The organism is Streptomyces sp. NPDC050856 (assembly GCF_040653855.1).
Lineage (GTDB): Bacteria > Actinomycetota > Actinomycetes > Streptomycetales > Streptomycetaceae > Streptomyces.
The window spans coordinates 119,858-144,542 of record NZ_JBFAGV010000014.1 but is presented as its reverse complement, the minus strand read 5'-3'; the positions used below and the strand labels follow the sequence as shown (position 1 = coordinate 144,542).

Below are 24,685 nucleotides of genomic sequence, written 5' to 3'. Positions count from 1 at the left end.
GCTCGCGGAACAGCTGGTGGGCCGGGGGTGGCGGTGGGGCCTCCTGCGGGAGCAGCGGCGGGGGCTCCTCGTGCGGCGGGAGTTCGTCGTGCGGCGGGGGCGGATGCGGAGGCAGCTGACACGGGGCAGCTGGTCCGTGACACCGATGGCGTCCGGACGGGAATCAACTCCCGCCGGGCGCCGTCCTGTTGCCGGGTTTGTAGGTCCACTCACCCTGTTTTCGTTGAACAGTTGAACCGGCAGGCCCCCGCGGGGATGGAAACCGCGTCAAGTTGGGTAAAAACGCTGTGAGTCATGCGCTGTTCATGATTCGCTCGCTGTCGAGAACCTCCAGCCCTCGGACCTGGCGCGGACCCGAGAAGGAGATCCCCAAGTCCTCCCCCCGAACGTTTGCCGGGACGCCCCCGGTGCATCCGTCAAGCCGTGTTTGTGGAGCCGACCCATGCTCACGACGCTCAACACCGCCTATACCGACACGCGCGCCGCCGACCTGGCGTGGGCGCTCGACCGGGAGGCCCTGCCCGCCCTCGCCGTGCTCGATCTCGAGCTGTCCGGCGCCTCACTCCAGCTCCGACTCCTCGGCGCCTCCCACCAGGTCCTCCTGGAGGAGGAGCGGGGCAGATGCTCCGAGACCGTCGCCTGCATGCCCGGCAGCAGCACCCCGCTGCCGCTGGGTGTGGCGAAGCGGATCGGGGAGTGGGAGTACGAGTTCGCCGCCCGCGTCGAGACGCTCTCGCGGGGCTCCTTCGCCGGCCGCGCGCAGGAGTTGCTGGCACTCGTCGCCGACCATCCCCATGGCCTCGCCGGTACGTTCCCCGGCTCGCCGCACGCCTTCACGGCGATGCTGGCCCAGCGGCACGAGGGGCAGGTGCGGTGGCGCACCTGGCACGCCTACCCGCAGGAAGGCCAACTCGTGGTGACCCGCACCCGGGTGGGGGTCCGTATGCCGACAGCGCGCCACTTGCACCCGTGTGGGTGACTAACCGCGATGATGCCGTGACGTAGCGTTATGGGAGTGATCGAAGCGCCCCCCTCCCTCGCCGCCCCGCCCGCCCGGGGCCAGGCACCGCCGCCCGTGCGGCAGCGCACGGGGCGGTTCGTGGTGCTGACCGCCGTCTTCGTCTGTGCCGCGTGCGGTCTGGTGTACGAGCTGGAGTTGGTCGCGCTGGCCTCCTACCTCATCGGCGACTCCGTCACGCAGGCCTCCGTCGTCCTGTCGGTGATGGTCTTCGCGATGGGCGTCGGTTCGCTGCTCGCCAAGCGGCTGCGGTACCGGGCCGCTGTCGGCTTCGGTCTGGTCGAGGCGGCCCTGGCGCTGGTCGGCGGCTGCTCGGCCCTGGCGCTGTACGCCACGTTCGCGTGGCTGGGCGAGTCGCGGTACGCGCTGGTGGCGTTCTCGCTCGGCATCGGCGTCCTGATCGGCGCGGAGATACCCCTGCTGATGACGCTGATCCAGCGCATCTCACGACGGGCCGAGCAGGACGCGGGCGGCACGGTCGCCGATCTGTTCGCCGCCGACTACGTGGGGGCGCTGATCGGTGGCCTGGCCTTTCCGTTCCTGCTGCTGCCCTGGCTGGGCCAGCTGACCAGCGCGCTCCTGACCGGCGCGGTCAACGCGGTGGCGGGCGGGGCCATGGTGCTGTGGCTGTTCGGGCGGGACCTGACCGCCCGTGGACGGTGGTCGCTGATCGCCGCCAATGTGCTGGTGCTCGGGGTGCTGGCGACGGCCGCCGTGCTGGTGGACGACTTCGAGCAGGCGGCGCGCCGGGCGGTGTACGGCGAGCGGGTGCGGGTCGCGGTCCAGACGGAGGTGCAGGAGGTGGTGCTGACCGGCGCGCGCGGCGAACCGCCCGACCTGTTCCTGGACGGGCGGCTGCGGGTGAGCGGGCGCGACGAGCACCTCTACCACCAGGCGCTGGTGCATCCGGCGATGCGCGGGCCCCACGCGCGCGTGCTGGTCCTGGGCGGCGGTGACGGGCTGGCGGTGCGGGAGGTGCTGCGGTACGACGACGTCGAGTCGGTGACCGTGGTCGACCTGGACGAAGGCGTGGTCCGGCTGGCGCGGACCGACCCGGAGCTGTCGACGCTCAACGGCCGCGCGTACACCGATCCGCGCGTGCGGGTGGTGTACGCGGACGCCTTCCGCTGGCTGCGGGAGGCGGCGGGCCGGCCGGAGCCACCGGGGCGGGCGGAGCCGGTGGCGCGGGCGGAACCGGCGACCGGGCGGTACGACGTGGTCATCTCGGACCTGCCCGACCCCGGCATCACGGCCAGCACCAAGCTGTACGCGCAGGAGTTCTACGGCCTGGCCGCGCGGGTCCTCGCCGGCGGCGGACGGCTCGCGGTGCACGCCGGGCCGATGGCGTCCCGTCCACGGACGTACTGGACGGTGGACGCGACGCTGCGGGCGGCGGGTTTCGGCACCCGGCCGTACTGCGCGACCGGGCGGGCGTCCGGTTTCGCGGACGGTCCCGACCGGTCCACCGGCGGTTCCACCACCCCGCACGACTGGGGACTGGTACTGGCGAGGCCCGGCGGCACCCCGCCGGAGCTCGCCCTCCCGGCGGACGTCCCCGCGCTGCGGTCCCTGGCGCCGGCGGTGCTGGCGGCGTCGGCGGAGCGGGCCGAGCGGACCCGGCTGCCGGGCCTCGCGCCGTCGACGCTGGTGCACCCCAGGTACGGCGGGTGACTCCTTTTGCCCTTGACGACACGCAGACGCGACGGCCGCGCGTGGGTAGGCTCGGCTTCCATGGAGCATGAGGTGTTCGTTCCGGTCCCCGTCCCGACCCTGCGCGAGCTGCTGGCCGACCCGGCCGGGCTGGCCCGCTGCGTGCCCGGGTTCCAACAGGACGCGGACGCGTCCGCCGACCCCCTGTCGGGCCGGCTGAAGGTGCGCGTCGGCGGACACACGATCACCTACCGGGGCGCCCTGCGCGTCGCCGAGCGGGAGGACGGTGTCCTCTCCGTGGAGGGCGAGGGCGCCGAGGCGCGCGGCACCGGCTCGGCGAAGCTCGCGCTGACGGTCCGGCTGGCTCCGGCGGAGGGGGGCACGACGCTGGCGTTCACCGGCACCACCAGCGCGGACGGCCGACTGGCTGAACTGGAGCCCGACGCGGCCACGTCGGCGGCGCACCGCCTGCTGGACCGTTTCGCCGAGTCCCTCGCGGAAACGGCCCCGGCCGCCTCCGCCCGGTCCGGTGACGACCCGGCCCCGGGCGCGGACGACGACCGGGACGAGCCGGAGCGGCGCGCGGAGCCCCAGGAGCTCCGAGCGCCCGCGCCGGGCGAGGACATGGGCGCCTTCGACGACGACGGGGTCGACCAGGGAGCCGAGGGCCCGGGCGGCGTGGTCGACGAGGCCGTACCGGCGTCCGTGTTCGACGCGGTGGTGCCGCCGCCGGCCCTCGACCCGCTGGCCGACGAGGACTTCGTGGCGGCCGACGCCGCGCCGGTCGAGGCGGCGCACGCCCGGCGCACCATGATCGGCCGCAGCGCCGAGGAGGTCGACCACGCCCCGCCGCGCGGCCGGTACACGCCGACGCCCGGACCGGACACCGGCGGCGCGTCGGACGTCCTGCGCTGGCTCGCGCCCGCCGCCGCGCTGGCGCTCGCCTCCGCCGTGGTGGTCGGGCGGGCCCTGCGGCGCCGCAAGTAGTGTCGGCGGTGTGAGTAGCAGCAGCAGTAGCAGCGAAGAGAAGGTGCGGCTGGCCGCCGGCGACGTCGAAGTGACCGTCGCCCCGGCGAACGGCTGCCGCGTGGACAGCCTGCGCATCGGCGGCACCGAACTGCTCCGGCAGGGCGAGCGGTACGGGTCCTTCCCGATGGTCCCCTGGTGCGGGCGGACCGGGAACGGCCGGTTCCTCAACGGCGCCACCTGGCATCAGTTGCCGCTCAACTCGCCACCGCACGCCATCCACGGCACCGTGCGGGACACCGCCTGGCGGACCGTCCGGGCCGGCGGGAGCGACGCGGCCTTCACCTGCGATCTCGCCGAACCCTGGCCGTACCCGGGCCGGGTCACCCAGACCTTCGAGCTGTCCGAGGACTCACTCACCCTCCAACTGGGCGTCGAGACGTACGGGGACTCCTTCCCGGCCCAGGCGGGCTGGCACCCGTGGTTCAACCGGAAACTCGGCGACAGCGCCGTGGAGCTGGACTTCACGCCGCGGTGGCAGGAGGAGCGGGGCGATGACCACCTGCCCACCGGCCGCCGTGTCGCGCCCGCCCCGGGCCCCTGGGACGACTGCTTCGGGATGCCGGACGGAGTCGACGTCACCCTCACCTGGCCGGGCGTGCTGGAGCTGAGGGTGACCAGCCGCGCCCCCTGGGTGGTGGTCTACGACGAGCAGGAGGCGGCGGTGTGCGTGGAGCCGCAGTCGGGTCCGCCCAACGGCCTCAACACCGACCCGCGCCTGGTCACGCCCATCGAACCGCTGGAGGTCGCGACGACCTTCGCCTGGCGGCGGCTGTGAGTGGCGCGCTCTAAGCTCATGGGCATGACTGACGTACGCGCCGATCTGCTCCAGCAGATCAAGGACAAGGCCGTGGTGCACGGCAAGGTGACCCTCTCCTCGGGTCTGGAGGCCGACTACTACATCGACCTGCGCCGGATCACCCTGGACGGGGTCGCCTCGCCGCTCGTCGGTCAGGTCATGCTCGATCTGACGGCCGACCTGGACTTCGACGCGGTGGGTGGCCTCACCCTCGGAGCCGACCCGGTGGCCACGTCCATGCTGCACGCGGCCGCCGCGCGCGGCCGGACGCTGGACGCGTTCGTGGTGCGGAAGGCCGCCAAGGCCCACGGCATGCAGCGCCGGGTCGAGGGCCCGGACATCAAGGGCCGCCGGGTCCTGGTGGTGGAGGACACCTCCACCACCGGTGGCTCGCCGCTCACCGCCGTCGAGGCGGTGCGCGAAGCCGGTGCCGAGGTCGTCGCGGTGGCCACCATCGTGGACCGGGCGACCGGCGCGGCGGAGAGGATCAGCGAGACGGCCGGGGTGCCGTACCGGTACGCGTACGGGCTGAACGAGCTGGGCCTGGCCTGAGCGCCGGGCCCTGAGCTGGGCTTTTTTCAAGGGGCGGACGGTTTCACGTGAAACCGTCCGCCCCTTGTGGCAGGCGGGGTGGAGCCCGCGCGGCGGTCTGGGAAGATAGGTGCGACGATGACGTCGCCCACAGGTCAGGGTCCAGCAACGAACGCCACCGCACATCACAAGGAGCGGACAGATGCCCATCGCAACCCCCGAGGTCTACAACGAGATGCTCGACCGGGCGAAGGCAGGCAAGTTCGCCTACCCGGCCATCAACGTGACCTCGTCCCAGACCCTGCACGCTGCCCTGCGCGGCTTCGCGGAGGCCGAGAGCGACGGCATCATCCAGATCTCGACCGGTGGGGCCGAATTCCTGGGCGGCCAGTACAGCAAGGACATGGTGACCGGCGCGGTCGCCCTGGCCGAGTTCGCGCACATCGTCGCCGCCAAGTACGACATCACGGTCGCGCTCCACACCGACCACTGCCCGAAGGACAAGCTGGACGGCTACGTCCGCCCGCTGATCGACATCTCCGCCCAGCGTGTCGCCAAGGGCGAGAACCCGCTGTTCCAGTCGCACATGTGGGACGGCTCGGCCGAGACCCTCGCCGACAACCTGGCCATCGGCCAGGAACTGCTCGCGAAGGCCGCCGCCGCCAAGATCATCCTTGAGGTCGAGATCACCCCGACCGGCGGCGAGGAGGACGGCGTCAGCCACGAGATCAACGACGAGCTGTACACCACCGTCGACGACGCGATCCGCACCGCGGAGGCCCTCGGCCTGGGCGAGAAGGGCCGCTACCTGCTGGCCGCCTCCTTCGGCAATGTGCACGGCGTCTACAAGCCGGGCAACGTCGTGCTCCGTCCCGAGCTGCTCAAGGACCTCCAGGCGGGCGTCGCCGAGCGCTTCGGCAAGGCCAGCCCGTTCGACTTCGTCTTCCACGGCGGCTCCGGCTCCTCCCAGGAGGAGATCGCCACCGCGCTGGAGAACGGCGTCGTGAAGATGAACCTGGACACCGACACCCAGTACGCCTTCACCCGCCCGGTCGCCGACCACATGTTCAAGAACTACGACGGTGTGCTGAAGGTCGACGGCGAGGTCGGTTCCAAGAAGACCTACGACCCCCGCACCTGGGGCAAGCTGGCCGAGGCGAGCATGGCCAAGCGCGTGACCGAGGCGTGCGCCGCGCTGCGCTCGACCGGCACCAAGCTGAAGTGACGCGGCCCGGAGACCAGGGCTGAGACAGCCAGGACGACGGCGCCGGAGCGACACCTCCGGCGCCCACGGGTGGCGGGTACGGGCCCGGCATCGCCGACGCGGTGCCGGGCCTGTGACACTGGGGGCATGGCCATCCACGAGAACCTTCTGGGGGGACCGCCCCCCACCCTGCTGCCCGACGACCCCGAGCCCCGTGAGCTCCTCGCGGGCGGTGCCGCGCCCGCCGACGTCGCGGCGAAGTACCCGGCGTCCTCGCTCGCCTGGGCCCAGCTCGCCGACGACGCGTTCGCGGGCGGCCGGGTCGTCGAGTCGTACGCCTACGCCAGGACCGGCTACCACCGGGGCCTCGACGCGCTGCGCCGCAGCGGCTGGAAGGGCCACGGCCCGGTGCCCTGGGAGCACGAGCCGAACCGTGGCTTCCTGCGCGCCCTGCACGCCCTGGCGCGCGCCGCGCAGGCGATCGGTGAGCAGGAGGAGTACGAGCGCTGCTCGGTGTTCCTGCGCGACTCGTCGCCGGAGGCCGCCGACACCCTGGGCTGACACCCGGGCCGGTGGGGAACCGGCACCCGACGGGACCCGCCCCCGGTGCGCCGGTGGGCGGGTCCCGCCGTGAGGAACGCGGTCCGTATCCGGGGTCCGTATCCGGGGTCGCACCCGGGGTCGGCGTCCGGGATCAGGCATCTGGACCGGACAGGGGCCCGGATCCGGCGTCCGGATCCCTGCCTGCGGATCCGGACTCCGGGGGCGCCGGCCGGTGCCGGGCCCCATCGTCCCGAGGGCCTCAACATCACCGGGGCTCTCGTGCGATGATGCGATTGGGACCGCGCGCACCCGACGCGTGACGCGGGACCGAGGGGACCGGGGCTCCACTGCCACGCGGAAGGAGCGGACCGCTACCCGGTAGCACGCATTGATGGAGACAGCGATGTCTACTTCCCCCGATGCCTCCGCAGCCGGTTCGGACACCCCGAATCTGGACTTCGCGGGCACGACACCGTACGAGGACTATGTCCAGGCGGATGTCCTCACCCACCTCCAGCACCCGCTCTCGGACGATCCGGGAGAGATGGTCTTCCTCGTCACCACCCAGGTCATGGAGCTGTGGTTCACCGTCATCGTCCACGAGTGGGAGACCGCGAGCCGCGCCCTGCGCGAGGACCGCCTCCAGGTGGCCATGGACGCCCTCAAGCGCTCCGTGCGGGAGTTCGAGGCGCTGAACGCGTCCTGGACGCCGCTCGGACAGCTGACGCCCGCGCAGTTCAACTCCTACCGCAGCGCGCTGGGCGACGGTTCCGGGTTCCAGTCGGCCATGTACCGGCGGCTGGAGTTCCTGCTGGGCGACAAGTCCGCGTCGATGCTGGTCCCGCACCGGGGCTCGCCGCGCGTCCACGCCGAGCTGGAGAAGGCGCTCAACGAGCCGAGCCTGTACGACGAGGTGCTGCGGCTCCTCTCGCGGCGCGGACTGCCGGTCCCGGCCGAGGTCCTCGACCGGGACCTGACGCAGAAGTACGAACCGTCGCAGGCGGTCGAGGAGATCTGGGCGCGGGTGTACGCCGACCCCGACCAGAACGGCGAACTGGTGCGGCTGGGCGAGGCGTTGACGGATGTCGGCGAACTCGTGTGGCGCTGGCGCAACGACCACCTGGTGGCCACCCGGCGCGCGATGGGCTCCAAGACCGGCACCGGGGGCTCGGCCGGAGTGGCGTGGCTGGAGAAGCGCGCCCGCAAGAACGTCTTCCCCGAGCTGTGGACGGCGCGCAGCCATGTCTGAGGCACTCATCGACAAGGCGCGGGCGCTGGACGAAAAGGACGAACTGGCGGGACACCGCGAGCTGTTCGCCCTCAGCGACGACGTGGTCTACCTCGACGGCAACTCGCTGGGCGCGCTGCCCCGCCATGTGCCCGACCGCATGGCCGACGTCATCACCCGCCAGTGGGGCGAACTGCGCATACGCTCCTGGGACGAGAGCGGCTGGTGGACCGCGCCGGAGCGGATCGGCGCGCGCATCGCGCCCCTCGTCGGGGCGGCGCCGGGCCAGGTCGTGGTCGGCGACTCCACCAGCGTCAATGTGTTCAAGGCACTGGTCGGAGCGGTACGGCTGGCCCCGCCCGAGCGGGACGAGGTCGTGGTCGACGCGACGACGTTCCCGACGGACGGGTACATCGCCGAGTCGGCCGCCCGGCTGACCGGCAGGCGCCTGGTGACCGCCGAGCCCGGGGACGTGACGGACGCGGTGGGCCCGCGCACCGCCGCGGTGCTCGTCAACCACGTCGACTACCGCACCGGCCGGCTCCACGACCTGCCGGGCATCACCGGGGCCGTGCACCGGGCCGGCGCGCTGGCCGTGTGGGACCTGTGCCACAGCGCGGGCGCCCTGCCCGTGGACCTGGACGCGCACGGCGTGGACCTGGCGGTCGGCTGCACGTACAAGTACCTCAACGGCGGCCCCGGTTCACCCGCCTACCTGTACGTCGCGGCCCGCCACCAGGCGCGCTTCGACTCACCGCTGCCCGGCTGGAACTCGCACGCCGACCCGTTCGCGATGACCTCCGGCTACGAGGCGGCGGCCGGGGCGGCGCGGGGCCGGGTGGGAACGCCCGACATCCTGTCGATGCTGGCGCTCGAAGCCGCGCTCGACGTGTGGGACGGGGTGTCGGTGGCGGCGGTCAGGGCCAAGAGCCTGGCGCTGACCGACTTCTTCCTGGAGTGCGTCCGGGCCTACGTCCCCGAGGGCCGGGTCGTCCCGGTGACGCCCGAGGCGCACGCCGAGCGGGGCAGCCAGGTGGCGCTGCGCTGCGGGACCGCCCCGGCGGTGATGGAGGAGCTGATCGACCGGGGCGTGGTGGGCGATCTGCGCCGCCCCGACGTGCTGCGGTTCGGCTTCACCCCGCTGTACGTCGGCTTCGCCGACACCGAGCGCGCGGCCCGCGTCCTGGCGGAGGTGCTGGGCTGACGTCCGGCCTGGTCCGCGGGGGCGACGGGGCTGGTACCGTCCCCGCGGACCAGGCCGGTCCGGCCCCGTCACCGAAAGGCTGAGCACCATGCCCGACCCCGCCGCGCGCGACGCCGCCGAGGAGGCGTCGGCCCTGTCGCACCCGGCTGTCGCCCCGGACTCCACCGCCCCGTACGGCGAACACCCCGACCAGGTCGTGGACTTCTACGCGCCCCGTGGCGGAGCGGGTGAGCGCGCGCCGCTCGTGGTCGTCCTGCACGGCGGGGCGTGGCGGGCGCGGTACGACCGCCGGCACGTCACGCCCTTCGCGGACTTCCTGGCTCGGCGCGGTTTCGCCGTGGCCAATGTGGAGTACCGGCGCGGCGGTGACCCGGCGGCGGCCCGGCGCCCGGGGCCCGGCGGCGGTGACGGGCCGCCGGCCGGACGGTGGCCGGAGACGTTCGACGACGTGGCCGCCGCGCTGGACGCCCTGCCCGCCCTGGCGGCCACGCACCTGCCGGGGGCGGACCCGCGCCGCACGGTCCTCACCGGGCATTCGGCGGGCGGGCACCTGGCGCTGTGGGCGGCCGCCCGGCACGTCCTGCCGGCCGGGACGCCCTGGCGGCCGGACGCCCCGCCGCCGCTGCGCGGGGTGGTCGCGCTGGCGCCCATCGCGCACTTCGGGCTGGCGGTGGAGCTGGACGTGTGCGGCGGCGCGGTGACCGAGCTGCTGGGCGGCGGGGCGCGCTTCGAGGAGCGCGCCGGATACGCCGACCCGGCCGCGCTGCTGCCGACCGGGGTGGCCACGGCCGTGGTCCAGGGGCGTGCGGACACGGTGGTGCCCCGGGAGGTGGCCGAGGCGTACGCGGAGGCGGCGGCGGAGGCGGGGGAGACGGTCGGGCTGACCCTGCTGGACGACGTGGGGCACTTCCCGCTCATCGACCCGGCGGCGGACGCCTGCGCAGTGGTCGCCGAGGAGATCGCCCAGCTCGCCTGGTGACGCCCGTCGGGGACACCGGGAACGGCGCGCGGCCCCGCCCGGTGGGTACGCGTAGTACTCAGGAGGGACGCCGCAGGATCCGTATCCAAGGTGACGACCGCGCCGCGCCCCCCGCCTACCTTTGACGACGTGACCGACACCGAGACCCGCAGCCCTGAGCTCCGCCTGGTCCAAGGCATGCTCCAGGGTCTGCACCGCGAGCTGTTCCACGACGTCCTCGCCTACCGGCTGCTGCCGCCCATGGGCACCGACGGGCCGGTCGCTCGGCGCCTGCCGGGTTTCCTGCGCCCCTACGCCGCCTGGCGGCGGCACGCCCTGGTGGTGGCGGCGGCGTTCCTGGTGCTCTGCGTCGCCCTCCAGGTGGGCATCGGCAACGGCAGCGGTGAGCTGTTCCTCGTCAGCGGCTTCCTCCCGGCCGCCGCCGTGCTGCTGACGCTCGCCAGGCCGGTCGCCGCGTTCTGGCTGTCGCTGCTGTCGACGCCGTTCGTCGCGGCGCTGGGCGACCACTGGGACGACTTCCCCTGGCCGGCCGCCTCCTTCACCGCCCACCTGGTGGTGATGACGGTCGTCGCCGCCCGGACCCGGCCGCGCACCGCCGCCTGGATGTGGGTGATCAGCGCGCTGTACGGGTTCTTCGCGGAGGTCCTCATCAACCGGGGGTCGGGCACCAACGCGCCGCCCTTCCTCGTCACCGCCGCGGTCGCCCTGCTCGTGGTCACCCTCCTGCACGTGCGCCGCGAGGCGAAGGAGGAGGTCACCGCCGAGCGGACCGTCACCGCGCAGGAGCGCTCCCGGCGCACCCTGCTGGAGGAGCGCACCACGATCGCCCGCGAGCTGCACGACGTGGTCGCCCACCACATGTCGGTCGTCGCCATCCAGGCGGAGGCCGCCCCCTACCGGGTCGAGAACCCCCCGCCGGAGCTGGAGCAGGCGTTCGTGACGATCCGCGAGAACGCGGTGGCCGCGCTGACCGAGCTGCGCCGGGTGCTCGGTGTGGTTCGGGCCGAGGACTACGAGGCCCCCGACGCGCCGCAGCCGACCCTCGCCGACCTCGACGGGCTGATCGCCAATGTGCGCGACGCCGGCCTGGCCGTGGACACCGCGGTCACCGGCGCGGCGCGCGAGCTGCCGCCGGGCGTGGAGCTCTCGGCGTACCGGATCGTCCAGGAGGGGCTCAGCAATGTGCTGCGGCACGCCCCCGGCGCGGTCGCGAAGGTCGAGGTGTCGTACGTGCTGGGCGGCCTGGGGCTGCGGATAGTGAACGGACCGGCGCGGGGCCTGGTCAAACCGTCCCCGGGGGCGGGCCACGGGATCACGGGCATGCGGGAGCGGGTGACGATGCTGAACGGCGAGATGACGGCGGAGCCGACGGCGGAGGGCGGCTACGAGGTGGCCGCGTTCATACCGGTGACGGCCGCCGTGAAGGAAGCGTCATGACCATCCGGGTACTGATCGTGGACGACCAGATGATGGTCCGCGAGGGCTTCTCCGTCCTGCTGAACGCGATGCCGGACATCGAGGTGGTCGGGGAGGCCGTCAACGGACGCGAGGCGATCGCCCAGGTCGCGGCGCTGCGCCCGGACGTGGTCCTGATGGACATCCGGATGCCGGAGCTGAACGGCATCGACGCCACCCGCGAGATCGTCGCGGCGGACGGGGACGCGAAGGTGCTGGTGCTCACCACCTTCGACCTGGACGAGTACGTGTACCAGGCGCTGCGCGCGGGCGCCTCCGGCTTCCTGCTGAAGGACGCCTCCGCCCGGCAGCTCGCCGACGGGGTGCGGGTGGTGGCCGCCGGCGAGGCCCTGCTGGCGCCGACCGTCACCAAGCGGCTGATCACCGAGTTCGCCAAGGCGGCCGGGACTCCGCGCCCACCGGCCCTGGCGCAGGTCGGCGACCTGACGGAACGTGAGACGGAGGTGCTGGTGCTGATCGCCCAGGGCCTGTCGAACGCCGAGATCGCCTCGCACCTGGTGGTGGCCGAGTCCACGATCAAGACCCATGTGAGCCGCGTCCTGGTGAAGCTGGGCCTGCGCGACCGGACGCAGGCGGCGGTCTTCGCGTACGAGGCGAGGCTGGTGACACCGGGGTAGCGCGGGGGCTAGCGTCCCGCCATGGAAGCCACCGATGCCGTACCGGCCGTCTTCGACCCCTGGTCGCCCGCGTTCGTCGCCGACCCCTACCCCGCGTACGCCGAGCTGCGGGCCCGGGGCCGGGCGCACTGGTTCGAACCGACGGGGCAGTGGCTGGTCCCGCACCACGCCGATGTGTCGGCCCTGCTGCGGGACCGGCGGCTGGGGCGGACCTATCAGCACCGCTTCGGCCACGAGGAGTTCGGGCGGACCGCCCCGCCGGCCGCGCACGAGCCGTTCCACGTCCTGAACGACCACGGGATGCTGGACCTGGAGCCCCCGGACCACACCCGGATCCGGCGGCTGGTGTCGAAGGCGTTCACCCCGCGCACGGTCGAGCGGCTGAAGCCGTACGTCCACCGGCTGGCACACGACCTCGTCGGTTCCCTGGTCGCCGAGGGCGGGGGTGATCTGCTGACCGCCGTCGCCGAGCCGCTGCCCGTCGCCGTCATCGCGGAGATGCTGGGCATCCCCGAGGCGGACCGGGCGCCGCTGCGGCCGTGGTCGGCGGACATCTGCGGGATGTACGAGCTGAACCCGTCGCCGGAGACGGCCGCCCGCGCGGTCAGGGCCTCCGTGGAGTTCTCCGCGTACCTGCGGGAGCTGATCGCCGAGCGGCGCCGGACGCCGGGCGACGACCTGATCTCCGGTCTGGTCGCGGCGTACGAGGACGGGGAGCGGCTGACCGAACAGGAGATGGTCTCCACCTGCGTGCTGCTGCTGAACGCCGGCCACGAGGCCACGGTGAACGCCACGGTCAACGGGTGGTGGGCGCTGTTCCGGCACCCGGAGCAGCTGGCCGCGCTGCGCGCCGGCCGGGCCCCGTTGTCCACAGCTGTGGAAGAACTGCTCCGGTACGACACCCCGCTCCAGCTCTTCGAGCGCTGGGTGCTGGACGACATCGAGATCGGCGGCACCACCGTCCCGCGCGGCTCGGAGATCGCCCTGCTCTTCGGCTCGGCCAACCGCGACCCGGAGGTCTTCGACCGCCCCGGCACGCTGGACCTGTCCCGACGGGACAACCCGCACATCTCCTTCAGCGCGGGCATCCACTACTGCATCGGCGCCCCGCTGGCCCGTGTCGAACTGGCCGCGTCATTGGCGGCGCTGCTGGAGCGGGCGCCGGCGCTCCGGCTCGTCGGGGAGCCGGAGCGCAAGCCGGGCTTCGTCATCCGGGGACTCAACGGCCTGCTCGTCGAGGTCTGACGGCGTCAGGTGACCAGGTCGCGGCGGCGCAGCCCCGCCAGTCCGGCCGCCACCAGCGCCACCGCGACCGCCGAGAGGACCAGCACCGGGGGCCAGTCCATCTCCGCGCCCGGCAGCTTGGGCAGGTGGCCGAAGGGGGACAGGTTCAGCACCGGCCGCGGCAGGTCCAGCGCCGGACCGACCCAGCCCAGCGCCAGCGACAGCCCGGCCGCGCCCCACGCGGCGGGCGCCGCCCGGGGGAAGCAGCCGTGCACCCACACCGCCAGCCCGCCCAGCACCCACACCGCCGGGAGCTGGACCAGGGCGGCGCCCAGCAGGGGGCCGAAGTCCCCGCCGTACGAGAGGGCCAGCCCCACCGCCCCGGCCGTCATGACCGCCACGGCGCCGCCGAAGGCGACCACGAGGTGGCCCGCCGCCCAGCGCGGCCGGCCGGCCGCGCCCGCCAGGACCGGTTCGGCGCGCTGCGAGGTCTCCTCGCCGTGCAGCCGCAGTACCGACCCGACCGCGTACAGCCCCGCGACCATCCCGAACATGCCGGCCATGGTGGCCAGGAACGCCTCCTCCATGCCGTCCGCCCCGCCCATCCGGCGGAAGATCTCCCTGGTCCGTTCGTTGGCACCGACCAGGTCCCCGGCGCCTTCGGCCATGCCGCCGAACACGGCTCCGGCGGCCAGGAAGCCCAGCGCCCAGGCGGCCAGGGTGCCGCGCTGGAGGCGCCACGCCAGGCCGCCCGCCGTGGCGAGACGGCCCCGCGCCGGGCCCGGCCGGGCCGGCCAGAACGCCGATCCGAGATCACGCCGTCCGGCCAGCCGGTAGGCGATCGCCGTCTGCGCCAGGACCACCGCCGCCGGCAGCGCCGGCACCCACCAGCGCTCACCGGCGAAGGCGCGGACGTTCTCCGCCCAGCCGACGGGGGAGAGCCAGGTCAGTGCGGAGGATCCGTCGGACCTGCCCGCGTCGCCCGCCGCGCGCAGCACGAAGGCCAGGCCCAGTACCGCCGCCGTCAGCCCCTTCGCGAGGCGCGCGCTCCCGGTGAGCTGGGCGGCGATCGCCGCCGTGGTGGCGAAGACCATGCCGGTGCCGCCGACCGCGAGGCCCAGGGCGAGCGCCCCGCCCGCGCCCTCGCCGGCCAGTCCGCCGGTGATGACCGCCGCGACGGCCGCGTTGGCGGCCAGCGCGGTGAGCAGGGCGGCGGTGAGCGGCGCCCGGCGCCCCACCCGCCCGGCACAGAGCATCTCCTGGCGCCCTGTCTCCTCTTCCTCGCGGGTGTGCCGCACGACGACGACCAGGCTCATCACGGCCGCCAGCACCGCCGCGAAGGTGCCGAACCGCCAGGCCACCAGCGCGCCGGTGGTGTCCCCGAACACCGGCCCGTACAGCGACCGCATCGAGGTGTTGGCGGTCATGGAGGCGGCGAGCCCGGCGCGGTCGGCGGGGGTGTCGTACAGGCTCGCCATCGAGCCGGTGCCGCTCACCACCAGGCCGCCGACGGCCACGGCCCACAGCGGCAGCAGCAGCCGGTCGCGGCGCAGCGCGAGCCGGGTCAGCGCGCCGGTGCCGGCGAGGGCGCCAGTGGTGGTGCGGGCGCCCATCACACGGCTCCTTCGTAGTGGCGCAGGAACAGCTCCTCCAGCGTGGGCGGGGTACTGGTCAGCGACCGGACCCCGGAGCGGGTCAGGGAGGTGAGCACCGCGTCCAGCCGGTCGCTCTCGACCTGGAGGCTGACGCGGTTGCCCCGGACGTCGAGGCCGTGGACGCCGGGCAGGTGGGCGAGCCCGTCGGGTGGGCCGGCCAGTTCGGCGGTGACGCTGGTACGGGTGAGGTGGCGCAGCTCGGCGAGGGAGCCGGTCTCCACGGTGCGGCCCTTGCGGATGATGCTCACCCGGTCGCAGAGGCTCTCCACCTCGCTGAGGATGTGCGAGGAGAGCAGGACGGTGCGCCCGCGCTCCCGCTCCTCGGTGACGCACCTCTGGAAGACCTCCTCCATGAGCGGGTCGAGCCCGCTGGTCGGCTCGTCCAGGATCAGCAGGTCCGCGCCCACCGCGGCGAAGGCGGAGACCAGGGCGACCTTCTGCCGGTTGCCCTTGGAGTACGCGCGTCCCTTCTTGGTCGGGTCGAGCTCGAACCGTTCGACGAGCTCGGCGCGGCGCGCCCCGTCGATCCCGCCGCGCAGCCGGCCGTACAGGTCGATGACCTCGCCGCCGGAGAGGTTGCGCCAGAGCGTGACGTCACCGGGCACGTAGACCACGCGCCGGTGCAGCTCGACCGCGTCGTGCCAGGGGTCCTTCCCCAGCACCTGGGCGGCACCGGAGTCGGCGCGCAGCAGGCCGAGCAGCACCCGGACGGCGGTGGACTTCCCGGCGCCGTTGGGCCCGAGGAAGCCGTGGACCTCACCGGTCCCCACGGTGAGGTCCAGGCCGTCCAGCGCGTGGGTCCGCCCGAACGACTTGTGGAGTCCGGAGACGGTGATGGCGTTCGTCGTCATGCTTCCGAACGTACGCGAGTTTCACAAATTTGTGAAGTTAAGGAACCGTATAAACTCGGGGCGGACAGTGTGCGACGACGGGAGAGGACGCGGCCATGGCCGACAAGGACGAGGAGGCGGTGAGCCGCTTCGTGGAGCGCTTCGCGGCCGAGATGGCGGAAGCCGGTATGCAGCGCATGGCGTCCCGTGTCTTCGCCGCGCTGCTGGCCTCCGAGACCGGGTCGCTGACCTCCGCGGAGCTCGCGGAGCAACTGCGCATCAGCCCGGCCGCCGTCTCCGGCGCGATCCGCTACCTGGTGCAGGTCGGCATGGTCGGCCGGGAGCGCGACCCCGGCTCGCGCCGGGACAGGTACGTGCTGCACGACGAGCTCTGGTACGAGACCTTCACCCGCCGCGACCAGGTGCTGACCCGCTGGGAGAACACCTTGCGCGACGGCGCCGAGAGCCTGGGGCTGGACTCCGCGGCCGGGGCGCGGGTGGCCCGGACGGCGGAGTTCTTCGACTTCCTCCAGCGGGAGATGAACCAGATGCTCGACCGCTGGCGGGAGCACCGGGCCGCGCGGGAGGGCGGGGCCTCGTCATGAGGCGGCGACGGGCCCGGGAGGGACGGCGACCCCGTCCGGCACCCCCGTCCCGGCGCTACACCTCCGCCGTCGCCACCGCGACCGGCAGCGTCAGCGCCCACGCCGCGGGCCGCACCGTCCAGGTGCGGGTCCGCACCGGCCCGCTCAGCACCGCGTCCGCGTGGTAGCGGTACGCCGCGCCCGAGACGGTCACGGTGGTGGCCACGGCCCGTACCGGACCGGCGGCGCGGGGGTGCACGACCACCTCGGCGACCCCGTCCCGGGACTCCACCGTCACGCCCTCCACCGGGTCGTCCACATCGGCCAGCAGCCGCCCGTCCGCCTCCACCCGCAGCCGGTGCGCGCCCACCGTCCGGTCGGCCGGATCGGACGGCGCGGGGCGGACCAGGGTGCGCACCAGCGAGCGGCAGGCGCCCCACACCGACGCCGGCGCCCCCGGGCTCCCCGGCGGGCCCGCCGGGATCCGCAGGCCCCGCACCACCACGCCGTCGCTCTCGTCCACCAGCAGGTCCAGCCGCCGCGCCGCGCCGTCCAGCACCGCCCTCGCGGCGGCCACCGCGCCCAGCGGCACCCCGAGCGCGCCGGACAGGTCCACCGATCCGCGCGGCCCCACCGGCACCACCGACAGGGCCCCGTCCGCCAGCTCGCGGCCCCGGTGGAGCAGACCCACCGCGCGCAGCAGGGCACGGTCGTCCCCTATGACGACCGGGCGGCGCGAACCCCGCCGCGCCAGGTGCCGGGCGAACTCCTCCGGGCTGTCCGGGAGGCACACCTTGACCCCCGCCCCGGCGCACAACACGTCCTTCGCGATCCGTACGGATTCGCCGTCGCTCCGGCGCGCGGCCGCGTCGATGACGACCAGCAGCTGGTCGGGAGCCGACACCTCGGTCCTTCCTCGGGTAGCATCTTTGTGCAAGAGCCCCTTGCGCTATTGCGCCAGGGGCTTCGTCTATTCCGGGGCACCCGGTTCAACGGCTCAGGTTGTGTCGTACACCGTCGTACGACGTTTGTACTGCCTCCTGTGCCTTGGACATGCCCCGCCCGGAAGGGGTGTACGCCTGTGCCCGCACTTGTGCTGCTCGGTGCTCAGTGGGGTGACGAGGGCAAGGGAAAGGCCACCGACCTCCTCGGTGGATCCGTCGATTATGTGGTGCGCTACCAGGGCGGCAACAACGCCGGCCACACGGTTGTCGTGGGCGACCAGAAGTACGCGCTGCATCTTCTCCCTTCCGGAATCCTCTCACCGGGGTGCACCCCGGTGATCGGGAACGGTGTCGTCGTCGACCCGGCGGTCCTGCTCTCCGAGCTGAGCGGACTGAACGAGCGCGGCGTCGACACGTCGAAGCTCCTGATCAGCGGTAACGCGCACCTGATCACGCCGTACAACGTCACCCTGGACAAGGTGACGGAACGGTTCCTCGGCAAGCGCAAGATCGGCACGACCGGCCGTGGCATCGGCCCGACGTACGCCGACAAGATCAACCGCGTCGGCATCCGCGTCCAGGACCTCTACGACGAGTCGATCCTCACCCAGAAGGTCGAGGCGGCGCTGGAGAACAAGAACCAGCTTCTCGCCAAGGTCTACAACCGGCGCGCGATCGAGGCCGGCAAGATCGTCGAGGAGATGCTCCAGTACGCGGAGCAGATCAAGCCGTACGTCGCCGACACCACCCTGATCCTCAACAACGCCATCGACGAGGGCAAGGTCGTCCTCTTCGAGGGCGGCCAGGGCACCCTCCTGGACGTGGACCACGGCACGTACCCCTTCGTGACGTCCTCCAACCCGACCGCCGGCGGTGCCTGCACCGGCGCCGGTGTCGGCCCGACCAGGATCAGCCGGGTCATCGGCATCCTCAAGGCGTACACGACCCGCGTCGGCGCCGGCCCGTTCCCGACCGAGCTGTTCGACGAGGACGGCGAGGCGCTGCGCCGCATCGGCGGCGAGCGGGGCGTGACCACCGGCCGTGACCGCCGCTGCGGCTGGTTCGACGCGGTCATCGCCCGCTACGCCACCCGTGTCAACGGCCTGACCGACTTCTTCCTCACCAAGCTGGACGTGCTCACCGGCTGGGAGCAGATCCCGGTCTGCGTCGCCTACGAGATCGACGGCAAGCGCGTCGAGGAGCTGCCCTACTCGCAGACCGACTTCCACCACGCGAAGCCGGTGTACGAGTACCTGCCGGGCTGGTCGGAGGACATCAGCAAGGCGAAGACCTTCTCCGACCTGCCGAAGAACGCGCAGGCGTACGTGAAGGCGCTGGAGGAGATGTCCGGCGCGCCGATCTCGGCCATCGGCGTCGGCCCGGGCCGTACCGAGACGATCGAGATCAACTCCTTCCTCTAGGGACACCCTCCCGGCGCACCGCCGCGGGCACACCCGCTCCAGGCACCCACGGACCGTCCTCGGCGGTCCGTGGGTGCCGCCGTTTCCCGCCCCCTCCACGGGTTGCCGCCGGGGAGCGCGGCCCGGCCGCCGGCCGGATGCCGCCGGAGGCGGAGCGGGCGCCCGGAATCCCGGCGACGACCTGGGGAACGGCGTCGGCGGGGCGCCGCGCCCCGGGGTGGACTCACCGGGCGGGCCCGCCGCTCGAGCTCCTGACGGGCAGTGGAATTTCCTGGTCCAGACCTTGACAGGTCCAGACCAATGCGGTGGAGTGTCGGCACCCCCACATGGCGGCACACCGTCCCGCGCTCTGCCGCCCCGAAGGAGTGATCACGTGTCAGGGCTGTCACGGCTGTCCCCAACCACCCCGCTGTCACGGCGCTTTACGACGCTGCTCGCCGCGCTCGCCATGGCGATCGGCCTCGCCGTCCTCCTCCCCGCCCCCTCCGCGTCGGCCGCCGAGTGCGCTTCGCCGTGGAGCTCCGCCACCGTCTACACGGGCGGCAAGTCCGCCTCGTACAACGGCCACAACTGGCTGGCCAAGTGGTGGACGCAGAACGAGCGCCCCGGCACCTCCGACGTCTGGTCGGACCAGGGTGCCTGTGGTGGCTCCACGCCGGGACCGGGGCCGGGACCGGGGCCGTCGCCGTCCGGCTTCGTCGTCAGCGAGGCGCAGTTCAACCAGATGTTCCCGAACCGGAACCCCTTCTACACGTACAGCGGCCTGACCGCCGCGCTCAGCGCGTACCCCGGCTTCGCCAACACCGGCAGTGACACGGTGAAGAAGCAGGAGGCGGCCGCCTTCCTGGCCAACGTCAGCCATGAGACGGGCGGCCTGGTCCACATCGTGGAGCAGAACACCGCCAACTACCCGCACTACTGCGACGCGAGCCAGCCCTACGGCTGCCCGGCCGGCCAGGCGGCGTACTACGGCCGCGGCCCCATCCAGCTCAGCTGGAACTTCAACTACAAGGCGGCGGGTGACGCGCTCGGCATCGACCTGCTCAACAACCCCCACCGCGTCGAGCGTGAGCCGGCCGTGGCCTGGAAGACCGGTCTCTGGTACTGGAACACCCAGAACGGCCCCGGCACCATGACCGCCCACAACGCGATGGTGACGGGGGCCGGCTTCGGCCAGACCATCCGCTCCATCAACGGGGCGCTGGAGTGCGACGGCAAGAACCCGGCGCAGGTGCAGAGCCGGATCAGCAAGTACCAGAGCTTCACGCAGATCCTGGGCGTGCCCACCGGCGCCAACCTCGGCTGCTGAGACCCCGTACCGAACGGCCGGGGCACCGCGTGGGCCCGGGTACCGGAGAAGTCCCTCCGGCACCCGGGCCTTCCGCCGTCGCCGTCCGGTTCCGCGGCCCGGCCAGGTATCGGAACGGGGGGCGCGGCATCACAACTCGGCATCCGATTGGCGTAAGGACGGCATAAAGGGCTGTCGGGGGTCGCGGAGTCGGTAGCGTACGCGCGTTCGATCTTCTTGACGTCACCGAGGACACGCCATGGCCACTCCGCCGCCGCCCCACGCCCAGGACTCCCCGCAGGTCTCCCCGCCTGCCGAGGGCTTCGGCGCTCCGGCCGCCGCCCCGCCCGCCGCTCCCCGCAAGAAGGGCGGCGTGATGAAGAAGATCGTCAGGATCGCCGCCCTGATCGTGGTCGCGATCGCGGTGAAGCTGGGCGTCTCGTACTTCTTCAACTCGCCCGTCCACGCCGAGGCGGGCGACTGCGTCCAGGTCACCGGCAGCGACACCGACCCGAAGGTCGACACCAAGGAGTGCGCCGACAAGGACGCCAACTACAAGGTGGTCAAGGTCGTCGACAACACCTTCGACACCAGCGTGTGCGAGAACGTCGCCGAGGCGGCGCTCGCCCAGCAGTGGGACGCCGAGAAGTTCGTCCTCTGCATGAACCCGGTCAAGAAGTAGCACCCGCCGCACCACGCGACGGCGCCCGGCCCGGGGGGACACCCCCCGGGCCTTTTCCCTCGCCCGGCCCGGCCGACCAGCCGCCCGTACCCGTACCCGCCGCGGTCCGGTTCGGTCCGGTTCACCGCGTCCCGACCACGACCGTGGCGTACAGCTCGTCGCAGGTCACCACGGACGGGGTCAGTCCGCCGGAGGCCACGATCCGGGTGGCCGGGTCCGCCTGGCGCTCGCTGGTCTCGAACAGCAGGCTGCCGCCCGGGGCCAGCCACGCGGCCGCCTCGGCGGTGACCCGCCGCAGCACGTCCAGCCCGTCCGCGCCGCCGTCGAGGGCCACCCGCGCCTCGTGCACCCGGGCCTCGGCGGGCAGCAGCCCCACCTCCTCGGTGGGTACGTAGGGGACGTTGGCGAGCAGCACCTCGACACGGCCCCGGAGCGCGGCGGGCAGCGGCTCGTACAGGTCGCCCTGGAGGACCGTGCCCCCCACGGCGGCCACGTTGCGGCGGGCGCAGCGCACGGCGGCGGGGTCGATGTCGGCGGCGTACAGTTCGGCGCCGCCCAGGGCGGTGACCAGCGCGGTGCCCAGGGCGCCCGAGCCGCAGCAGAGGTCGACCACGACCGCCCCCGGCCTGGCACGGGCCCGGGCCTGGTCGACCAGGAACTCGGTGCGGCGGCGGGGCACGAAGACACCGTCGTCGACGGCGACGCGCGCACCGTGGAACTCCGCCCAGCCGAGGACGTGTTCGAGGGGGTGGCCGGCCGCGCGCCGGCGCACCATGGCGTCGAGTTCGCCGGGTGTGCCGGCGGCGCCGAGCAGCAACCGGGCCTCGTCCTCGGCGAAGACGCACCCCGCCGAGCGGAGCGTGGCGACGACGGCGGAGAAGACCGGGAAGGGGGCGGAGAGAGGGGGAACCGGCATGGCAGGAACCTTTCGGGAGCCGCGAAGGGCGCTCCCGCGACCCGTCTATGCCGGTGGGACCGCACAGCCGCGAGACGGGAGCACCCAGCCTGACCTGGCGTTGATGGGTCTCACCTCCTCGGTGGGTTCCGTGACGGACGCCGCGACTCTACCCGACCGGCCCCGGGGGGCGCGGGTCCGCCGTGACCGTGTCCATCGCCCGTGCCAGCCGCTCCAGCACCCTTACCGTCTCGGCGAATTGCTCCTCGCCGAGCTGGGCCGCGAGGCGGGCCGCCAGGTCCGCGTGGCCGGGCTCGATCCGGGCGACGGCCTCGCGGCCCGGCTGGGTGGGCGCGAGCAGCTTGGCGCGCCGGTGGGCCGGGTTGGGCACGTACTCGGCGAGGCCCTCCCGCACCAGGAGGTCCGCGATCCGCTGCACGCTCTGCCGGGTGATGCCCATGGCGCGGGCGATCCCGGAGACGGGCAGCGGTTCCCACAGCACGGCGCCCAGGACCTGCCACCGGGCGGCGGTGAGCCCGGCCGGCCGGGCCAGCCGGTCCGAGACGGCGAGGAACCGGCCGTTCAGCCGGAACACCCCGAGGGCGGTACGGGTGAGCAGCTCCTGCTCGGTGTGGCGGGGGGTCACGAGTCGAGCACCGCGTAGGCGGCGGCGTCGGAGTGGTGGAACAGCCGGTACCAGGCGTCGAGCTTCTCGCCCTCGTACACGCCCAGTTGGGCGAGGACCTCCCGGGCGAAGGCGACCGGCTCGGTGGGGCCGGCGGTGATGAGGCCGCCGTCCGTGACGGCGTCCGCCTCGACGTAGTGGGCACCGCCCCGGTAGCCGGTCGCCGCCAGGTAGCCGGGCACGGCGCTGGTGTGGGCGCGGTCGTCCAGCAGCCCTTCCCTGGCGAGCCCCGCGGTGGCCCCGCAGATGGCGGCCACCGGCACGCCCGCGCCGAGGAAGCGGCGCGCGGCGGTGGCGAACGGCGCCAGGTCGTCGCCCGTCTCCCACAGGTCGGCCCCGGTGAGGATGAGCAGCGCGCTGTCGGCGGGGTTCAGGTCGGCCAGCGCCAGATCGGGGACGACGCGCATCCCGCCCATGGTGGTGACCGGCGCGGTGGTCGGGCCGACGGTCCGTGTCCCGTACCCGCCGCGGCTGAGCCAGGCGGTGGCGTGGCCGGTCTCCCAGTCGGCGAAGGTGTCGTAGACGGCGAGGTGGACGGTCCCGCGGGTGGTGGTGCCGGTCATCGTGGCCTCCTGTGCCCGGGCTCGGGCGGCGTCGCCGCGAGCGGCTCGCGAGCCGTGCCGTGCGGTGGTGGTCGGGTCCGCCGTGGCAGCTATGACAGAATGCTGTCACTGCGACAGGGTACTGTCAATCGCGGGAAGCCGCCTCGGATCCGCCCGGCCCCCGACACCCTGCCGAGCCCGGCGGCATCCGCCATACAAGATGGCCATACCGGTGCCCACCTGCGCGTCCTTACCCTGGGGCGCATGACCCCTCATGCCGACCACACCACGCCCGCCGATCCGGGGGCCGGTGCCGCCGTCAAGGCGGCCGACCGCGCGCACGTGTTCCACTCCTGGTCCGCCCAGGAACTGATCGACCCGCTCGCCGTCGCCGGCGCCGAGGGGGCGTACTTCTGGGACTACGAAGGGAACCGCTACCTCGACTTCACCAGCGGCCTCGTCTTCACCAACATCGGGTACCAGCACCCGAAGGTGGTCGCCGCCATCCAGGAGCAGGCCGCGAGGATGACCACCTTCGCGCCCGCCTTCGCCATCGACGTCCGCTCCGAGGCCGCACGCCTCATCGCCGAGCGCACCCCGGGCGACCTCGACAAGATCTTCTTCACCAACGGCGGCGCCGAGGCCGTCGAGAACGCCATCCGGATGGCCCGGCTGCACACCGGCCGCCCCAAGGTGCTCTCCGCCTACCGCTCATACCACGGCGCCACCTCCACCGCGATCAACCTCACCGGTGACCCGCGCCGCTGGGCGTCCGACACCGCGTCCGCCGGCGTCGTGCACTTCTGGGCCCCGTTCCTGTACCGCTCGCCGTTCTACGCCGAGAACGAGGAGCAGGAGTGCGAGCGGGCCCTGGCGCACCTGGCGGACACCATCGCCTTCGAGGGCCCGGCCACCATCGCCGCGATCATCCTGGAGACCGTCCCCGGCACCGCCGGCATCATGACCCCGCCGCCCGGATACCTGGCCGGTGTCCGCGAGATCTGCGACCGGTACGGGATCGTCTTCGTCCTGGACGAGGTGATGGCGGGATTCGGGCGCACCGGCAAGTGGTTCGCGGCCGAGCACTTCGACGTCGTGCCCGACCTGCTGACCTTCGCCAAGGGCGTGAACTCCGGGTACGTCCCGCTGGGCGGCGTCGCGATCTCCGAGGCCGTCGCCGCGACCTTCGCCACCCGCCCCTACCCGGGCGGCCTGACGTACTCCGGCCACCCGCTGGCCTGCGCGGCGGCCGTCGCCACCCTCCAGGTCATGGCGGAGGAGAAGGTCGTGGAGCACGCCGCCCACCTCGGTGAGCACGTCCTCGGTCCCGGCCTGCGCGAACTGGCCGAACGCCACCCCTCGGTCGGCGAGGTGCGCGGCCTGGGCGCGTTCTGGGCGCTCGACCTGGTGCGGAACGGGGAGACGCGCGAACCGCTCGTCCCGTACAACGCGACGGGCGAGGCCAACGCGCCCATGGCGGCCTTCGGCGCGGCCTGCAAGAGGAACGGCCTGTGGCCCTTCATCAACATGAACCGCACCCACGCCGTACCGGCCTGCAACATCACCGAGGCGGAGGCCAAGGAGGGCCTCGCCGCCCTGGACGCGGCCCTCTCGGTCGCCGACGAGCACACCGTGTGACACCCCGTGACCCCCTGGCGGT

24 protein-coding genes are annotated in these 24,685 nt (G+C 73.3%); 18 read left to right on the top strand and 6 right to left on the bottom strand.

Going from position 1 to position 24,685, the window contains the following annotated elements; genetic code table 11:
• Positions 1-442 precede the first annotated feature (442 nt).
• The 13 genes from AB0H53_RS15870 (at position 443) to AB0H53_RS15810 (ending at position 13,520) form a co-directional block, all read left to right on the top strand.
• Positions 443-979 (top strand): DUF2617 family protein, encoded by a 537-nt coding sequence (locus AB0H53_RS15870; RefSeq protein WP_362112427.1) that lies wholly within the window; start codon positions 443-445, stop codon positions 977-979.
• Between the two features lie 30 nt (positions 980-1,009).
• Positions 1,010-2,689 carry a polyamine aminopropyltransferase gene (locus AB0H53_RS15865; protein WP_362112424.1) on the top strand — a complete coding sequence of 560 codons (1,680 nt, stop codon included), beginning with the start codon at positions 1,010-1,012 and terminating at the stop codon, positions 2,687-2,689.
• A 60-nt stretch (positions 2,690-2,749) separates the two neighbouring features.
• Positions 2,750-3,655, top strand: a complete 906-nt coding sequence (locus AB0H53_RS15860; RefSeq protein WP_362112421.1) for an SRPBCC domain-containing protein — start codon at positions 2,750-2,752, stop codon at positions 3,653-3,655.
• Between the two features lie 10 nt (positions 3,656-3,665).
• Positions 3,666-4,472, top strand: coding sequence for an aldose 1-epimerase (locus tag AB0H53_RS15855; protein WP_362112418.1), 807 nt, complete (start codon positions 3,666-3,668; stop codon positions 4,470-4,472).
• A gap of 24 nt (positions 4,473-4,496) precedes the next feature.
• Positions 4,497-5,045, top strand: a complete 549-nt coding sequence (gene pyrE, locus AB0H53_RS15850; RefSeq protein ID WP_362112415.1) for an orotate phosphoribosyltransferase — start codon at positions 4,497-4,499, stop codon at positions 5,043-5,045.
• A gap of 181 nt (positions 5,046-5,226) precedes the next feature.
• Positions 5,227-6,249: a class II fructose-bisphosphate aldolase gene (fbaA, locus tag AB0H53_RS15845; protein WP_362112412.1), complete on the top strand. Its 1,023-nt coding sequence runs from the start codon at positions 5,227-5,229 to the stop codon at positions 6,247-6,249.
• Between the two features lie 126 nt (positions 6,250-6,375).
• On the top strand, positions 6,376-6,789 hold the full coding sequence (locus tag AB0H53_RS15840; protein ID WP_362112409.1) for a DUF3151 domain-containing protein: 414 nt from the start codon (positions 6,376-6,378) through the stop codon (positions 6,787-6,789).
• A 385-nt stretch (positions 6,790-7,174) separates the two neighbouring features.
• Positions 7,175-8,020 (top strand): tryptophan 2,3-dioxygenase, encoded by an 846-nt coding sequence (gene kynA / locus AB0H53_RS15835; RefSeq protein WP_362112406.1) that lies wholly within the window; start codon positions 7,175-7,177, stop codon positions 8,018-8,020.
• Complete coding sequence (kynU, locus tag AB0H53_RS15830) at positions 8,013-9,203, top strand: kynureninase (protein WP_362112403.1); 1,191 nt, start codon at positions 8,013-8,015, stop codon at positions 9,201-9,203. Before kynA ends, kynU begins: the two co-directional genes overlap by 8 nt.
• Before the next feature lie 88 nt (positions 9,204-9,291).
• Entirely contained in the window at positions 9,292-10,182 is an 891-nt protein-coding gene (locus tag AB0H53_RS15825; protein ID WP_362112400.1) for an alpha/beta hydrolase, read from the top strand.
• A 177-nt stretch (positions 10,183-10,359) separates the two neighbouring features.
• Positions 10,360-11,619 (top strand): histidine kinase, encoded by a 1,260-nt coding sequence (locus AB0H53_RS15820; RefSeq protein WP_362112478.1) that lies wholly within the window; start codon positions 10,360-10,362, stop codon positions 11,617-11,619.
• The gene (locus AB0H53_RS15815; RefSeq protein WP_362112397.1) at positions 11,616-12,275 is read left to right on the top strand and encodes a response regulator transcription factor; all 660 of its coding nucleotides are present in this window, start codon (positions 11,616-11,618) and stop codon (positions 12,273-12,275) included. Before AB0H53_RS15820 ends, AB0H53_RS15815 begins: the two co-directional genes overlap by 4 nt.
• A gap of 21 nt (positions 12,276-12,296) precedes the next feature.
• The gene (locus AB0H53_RS15810; protein ID WP_362112394.1) at positions 12,297-13,520 is read left to right on the top strand and encodes a cytochrome P450; all 1,224 of its coding nucleotides are present in this window, start codon (positions 12,297-12,299) and stop codon (positions 13,518-13,520) included.
• Positions 13,521-13,525: 5 nt separating this feature from the next.
• Here AB0H53_RS15810 and AB0H53_RS15805 read toward each other — a convergent pair whose 3' ends face one another.
• The gene (locus tag AB0H53_RS15805; RefSeq protein ID WP_362112391.1) at positions 13,526-15,112 is read right to left on the bottom strand and encodes an ABC transporter permease; all 1,587 of its coding nucleotides are present in this window, start codon (positions 15,110-15,112) and stop codon (positions 13,526-13,528) included.
• Entirely contained in the window at positions 15,112-16,005 is an 894-nt protein-coding gene (locus AB0H53_RS15800; RefSeq protein WP_362112388.1) for an ABC transporter ATP-binding protein, read from the bottom strand. Before AB0H53_RS15800 ends, AB0H53_RS15805 begins: the two co-directional genes overlap by 1 nt.
• Positions 16,006-16,100: 95 nt before the next feature.
• Here AB0H53_RS15800 and AB0H53_RS15795 point away from each other — a divergent pair, with 95 nt between their 5' ends.
• Entirely contained in the window at positions 16,101-16,589 is a 489-nt protein-coding gene (locus AB0H53_RS15795; protein ID WP_362112385.1) for a MarR family transcriptional regulator, read from the top strand.
• 55 nt (positions 16,590-16,644) lie between these two features.
• Here AB0H53_RS15795 and AB0H53_RS15790 read toward each other — a convergent pair whose 3' ends face one another.
• On the bottom strand, positions 16,645-17,472 hold the full coding sequence (locus tag AB0H53_RS15790; RefSeq protein ID WP_362112382.1) for a diacylglycerol kinase: 828 nt from the start codon (positions 17,470-17,472) through the stop codon (positions 16,645-16,647).
• Positions 17,473-17,649: 177 nt separating this feature from the next.
• Between AB0H53_RS15790 and AB0H53_RS15785 the strand changes: the two genes are divergently transcribed.
• The 3 genes from AB0H53_RS15785 to AB0H53_RS15775 all read left to right on the top strand — a co-directional run bounded on the left by AB0H53_RS15785 (position 17,650) and on the right by AB0H53_RS15775 (position 20,903).
• Positions 17,650-18,933, top strand: a complete 1,284-nt coding sequence (locus AB0H53_RS15785) for an adenylosuccinate synthase (protein ID WP_362112379.1) — start codon at positions 17,650-17,652, stop codon at positions 18,931-18,933.
• A gap of 409 nt (positions 18,934-19,342) precedes the next feature.
• Positions 19,343-20,242, top strand: a complete 900-nt coding sequence (locus AB0H53_RS15780) for a glycoside hydrolase family 19 protein (RefSeq protein ID WP_362112475.1) — start codon at positions 19,343-19,345, stop codon at positions 20,240-20,242.
• A 238-nt stretch (positions 20,243-20,480) separates the two neighbouring features.
• Entirely contained in the window at positions 20,481-20,903 is a 423-nt protein-coding gene (locus tag AB0H53_RS15775) for a hypothetical protein (protein WP_362112376.1), read from the top strand.
• A 121-nt stretch (positions 20,904-21,024) separates the two neighbouring features.
• Here AB0H53_RS15775 and AB0H53_RS15770 read toward each other — a convergent pair whose 3' ends face one another.
• The 3 genes from AB0H53_RS15770 to AB0H53_RS15760 form a co-directional block, all read right to left on the bottom strand.
• Complete coding sequence (locus AB0H53_RS15770; protein ID WP_362112373.1) at positions 21,025-21,819, bottom strand: putative protein N(5)-glutamine methyltransferase; 795 nt, start codon at positions 21,817-21,819, stop codon at positions 21,025-21,027.
• A 148-nt stretch (positions 21,820-21,967) separates the two neighbouring features.
• Positions 21,968-22,444: a MarR family transcriptional regulator gene (locus AB0H53_RS15765; protein WP_362112370.1), complete on the bottom strand. Its 477-nt coding sequence runs from the start codon at positions 22,442-22,444 to the stop codon at positions 21,968-21,970.
• On the bottom strand, positions 22,441-23,046 hold the full coding sequence (locus AB0H53_RS15760) for a DJ-1/PfpI family protein (protein ID WP_362112367.1): 606 nt from the start codon (positions 23,044-23,046) through the stop codon (positions 22,441-22,443). The genes AB0H53_RS15765 and AB0H53_RS15760 overlap by 4 nt, the downstream gene beginning before the upstream one ends.
• A gap of 243 nt (positions 23,047-23,289) precedes the next feature.
• On the opposite strand from AB0H53_RS15760, the gene AB0H53_RS15755 reads away from it, so the two are divergent.
• Positions 23,290-24,663: an aspartate aminotransferase family protein gene (locus AB0H53_RS15755; RefSeq protein WP_362112364.1), complete on the top strand. Its 1,374-nt coding sequence runs from the start codon at positions 23,290-23,292 to the stop codon at positions 24,661-24,663.
• The last annotated feature ends 22 nt before the right edge of the window (positions 24,664-24,685 follow it).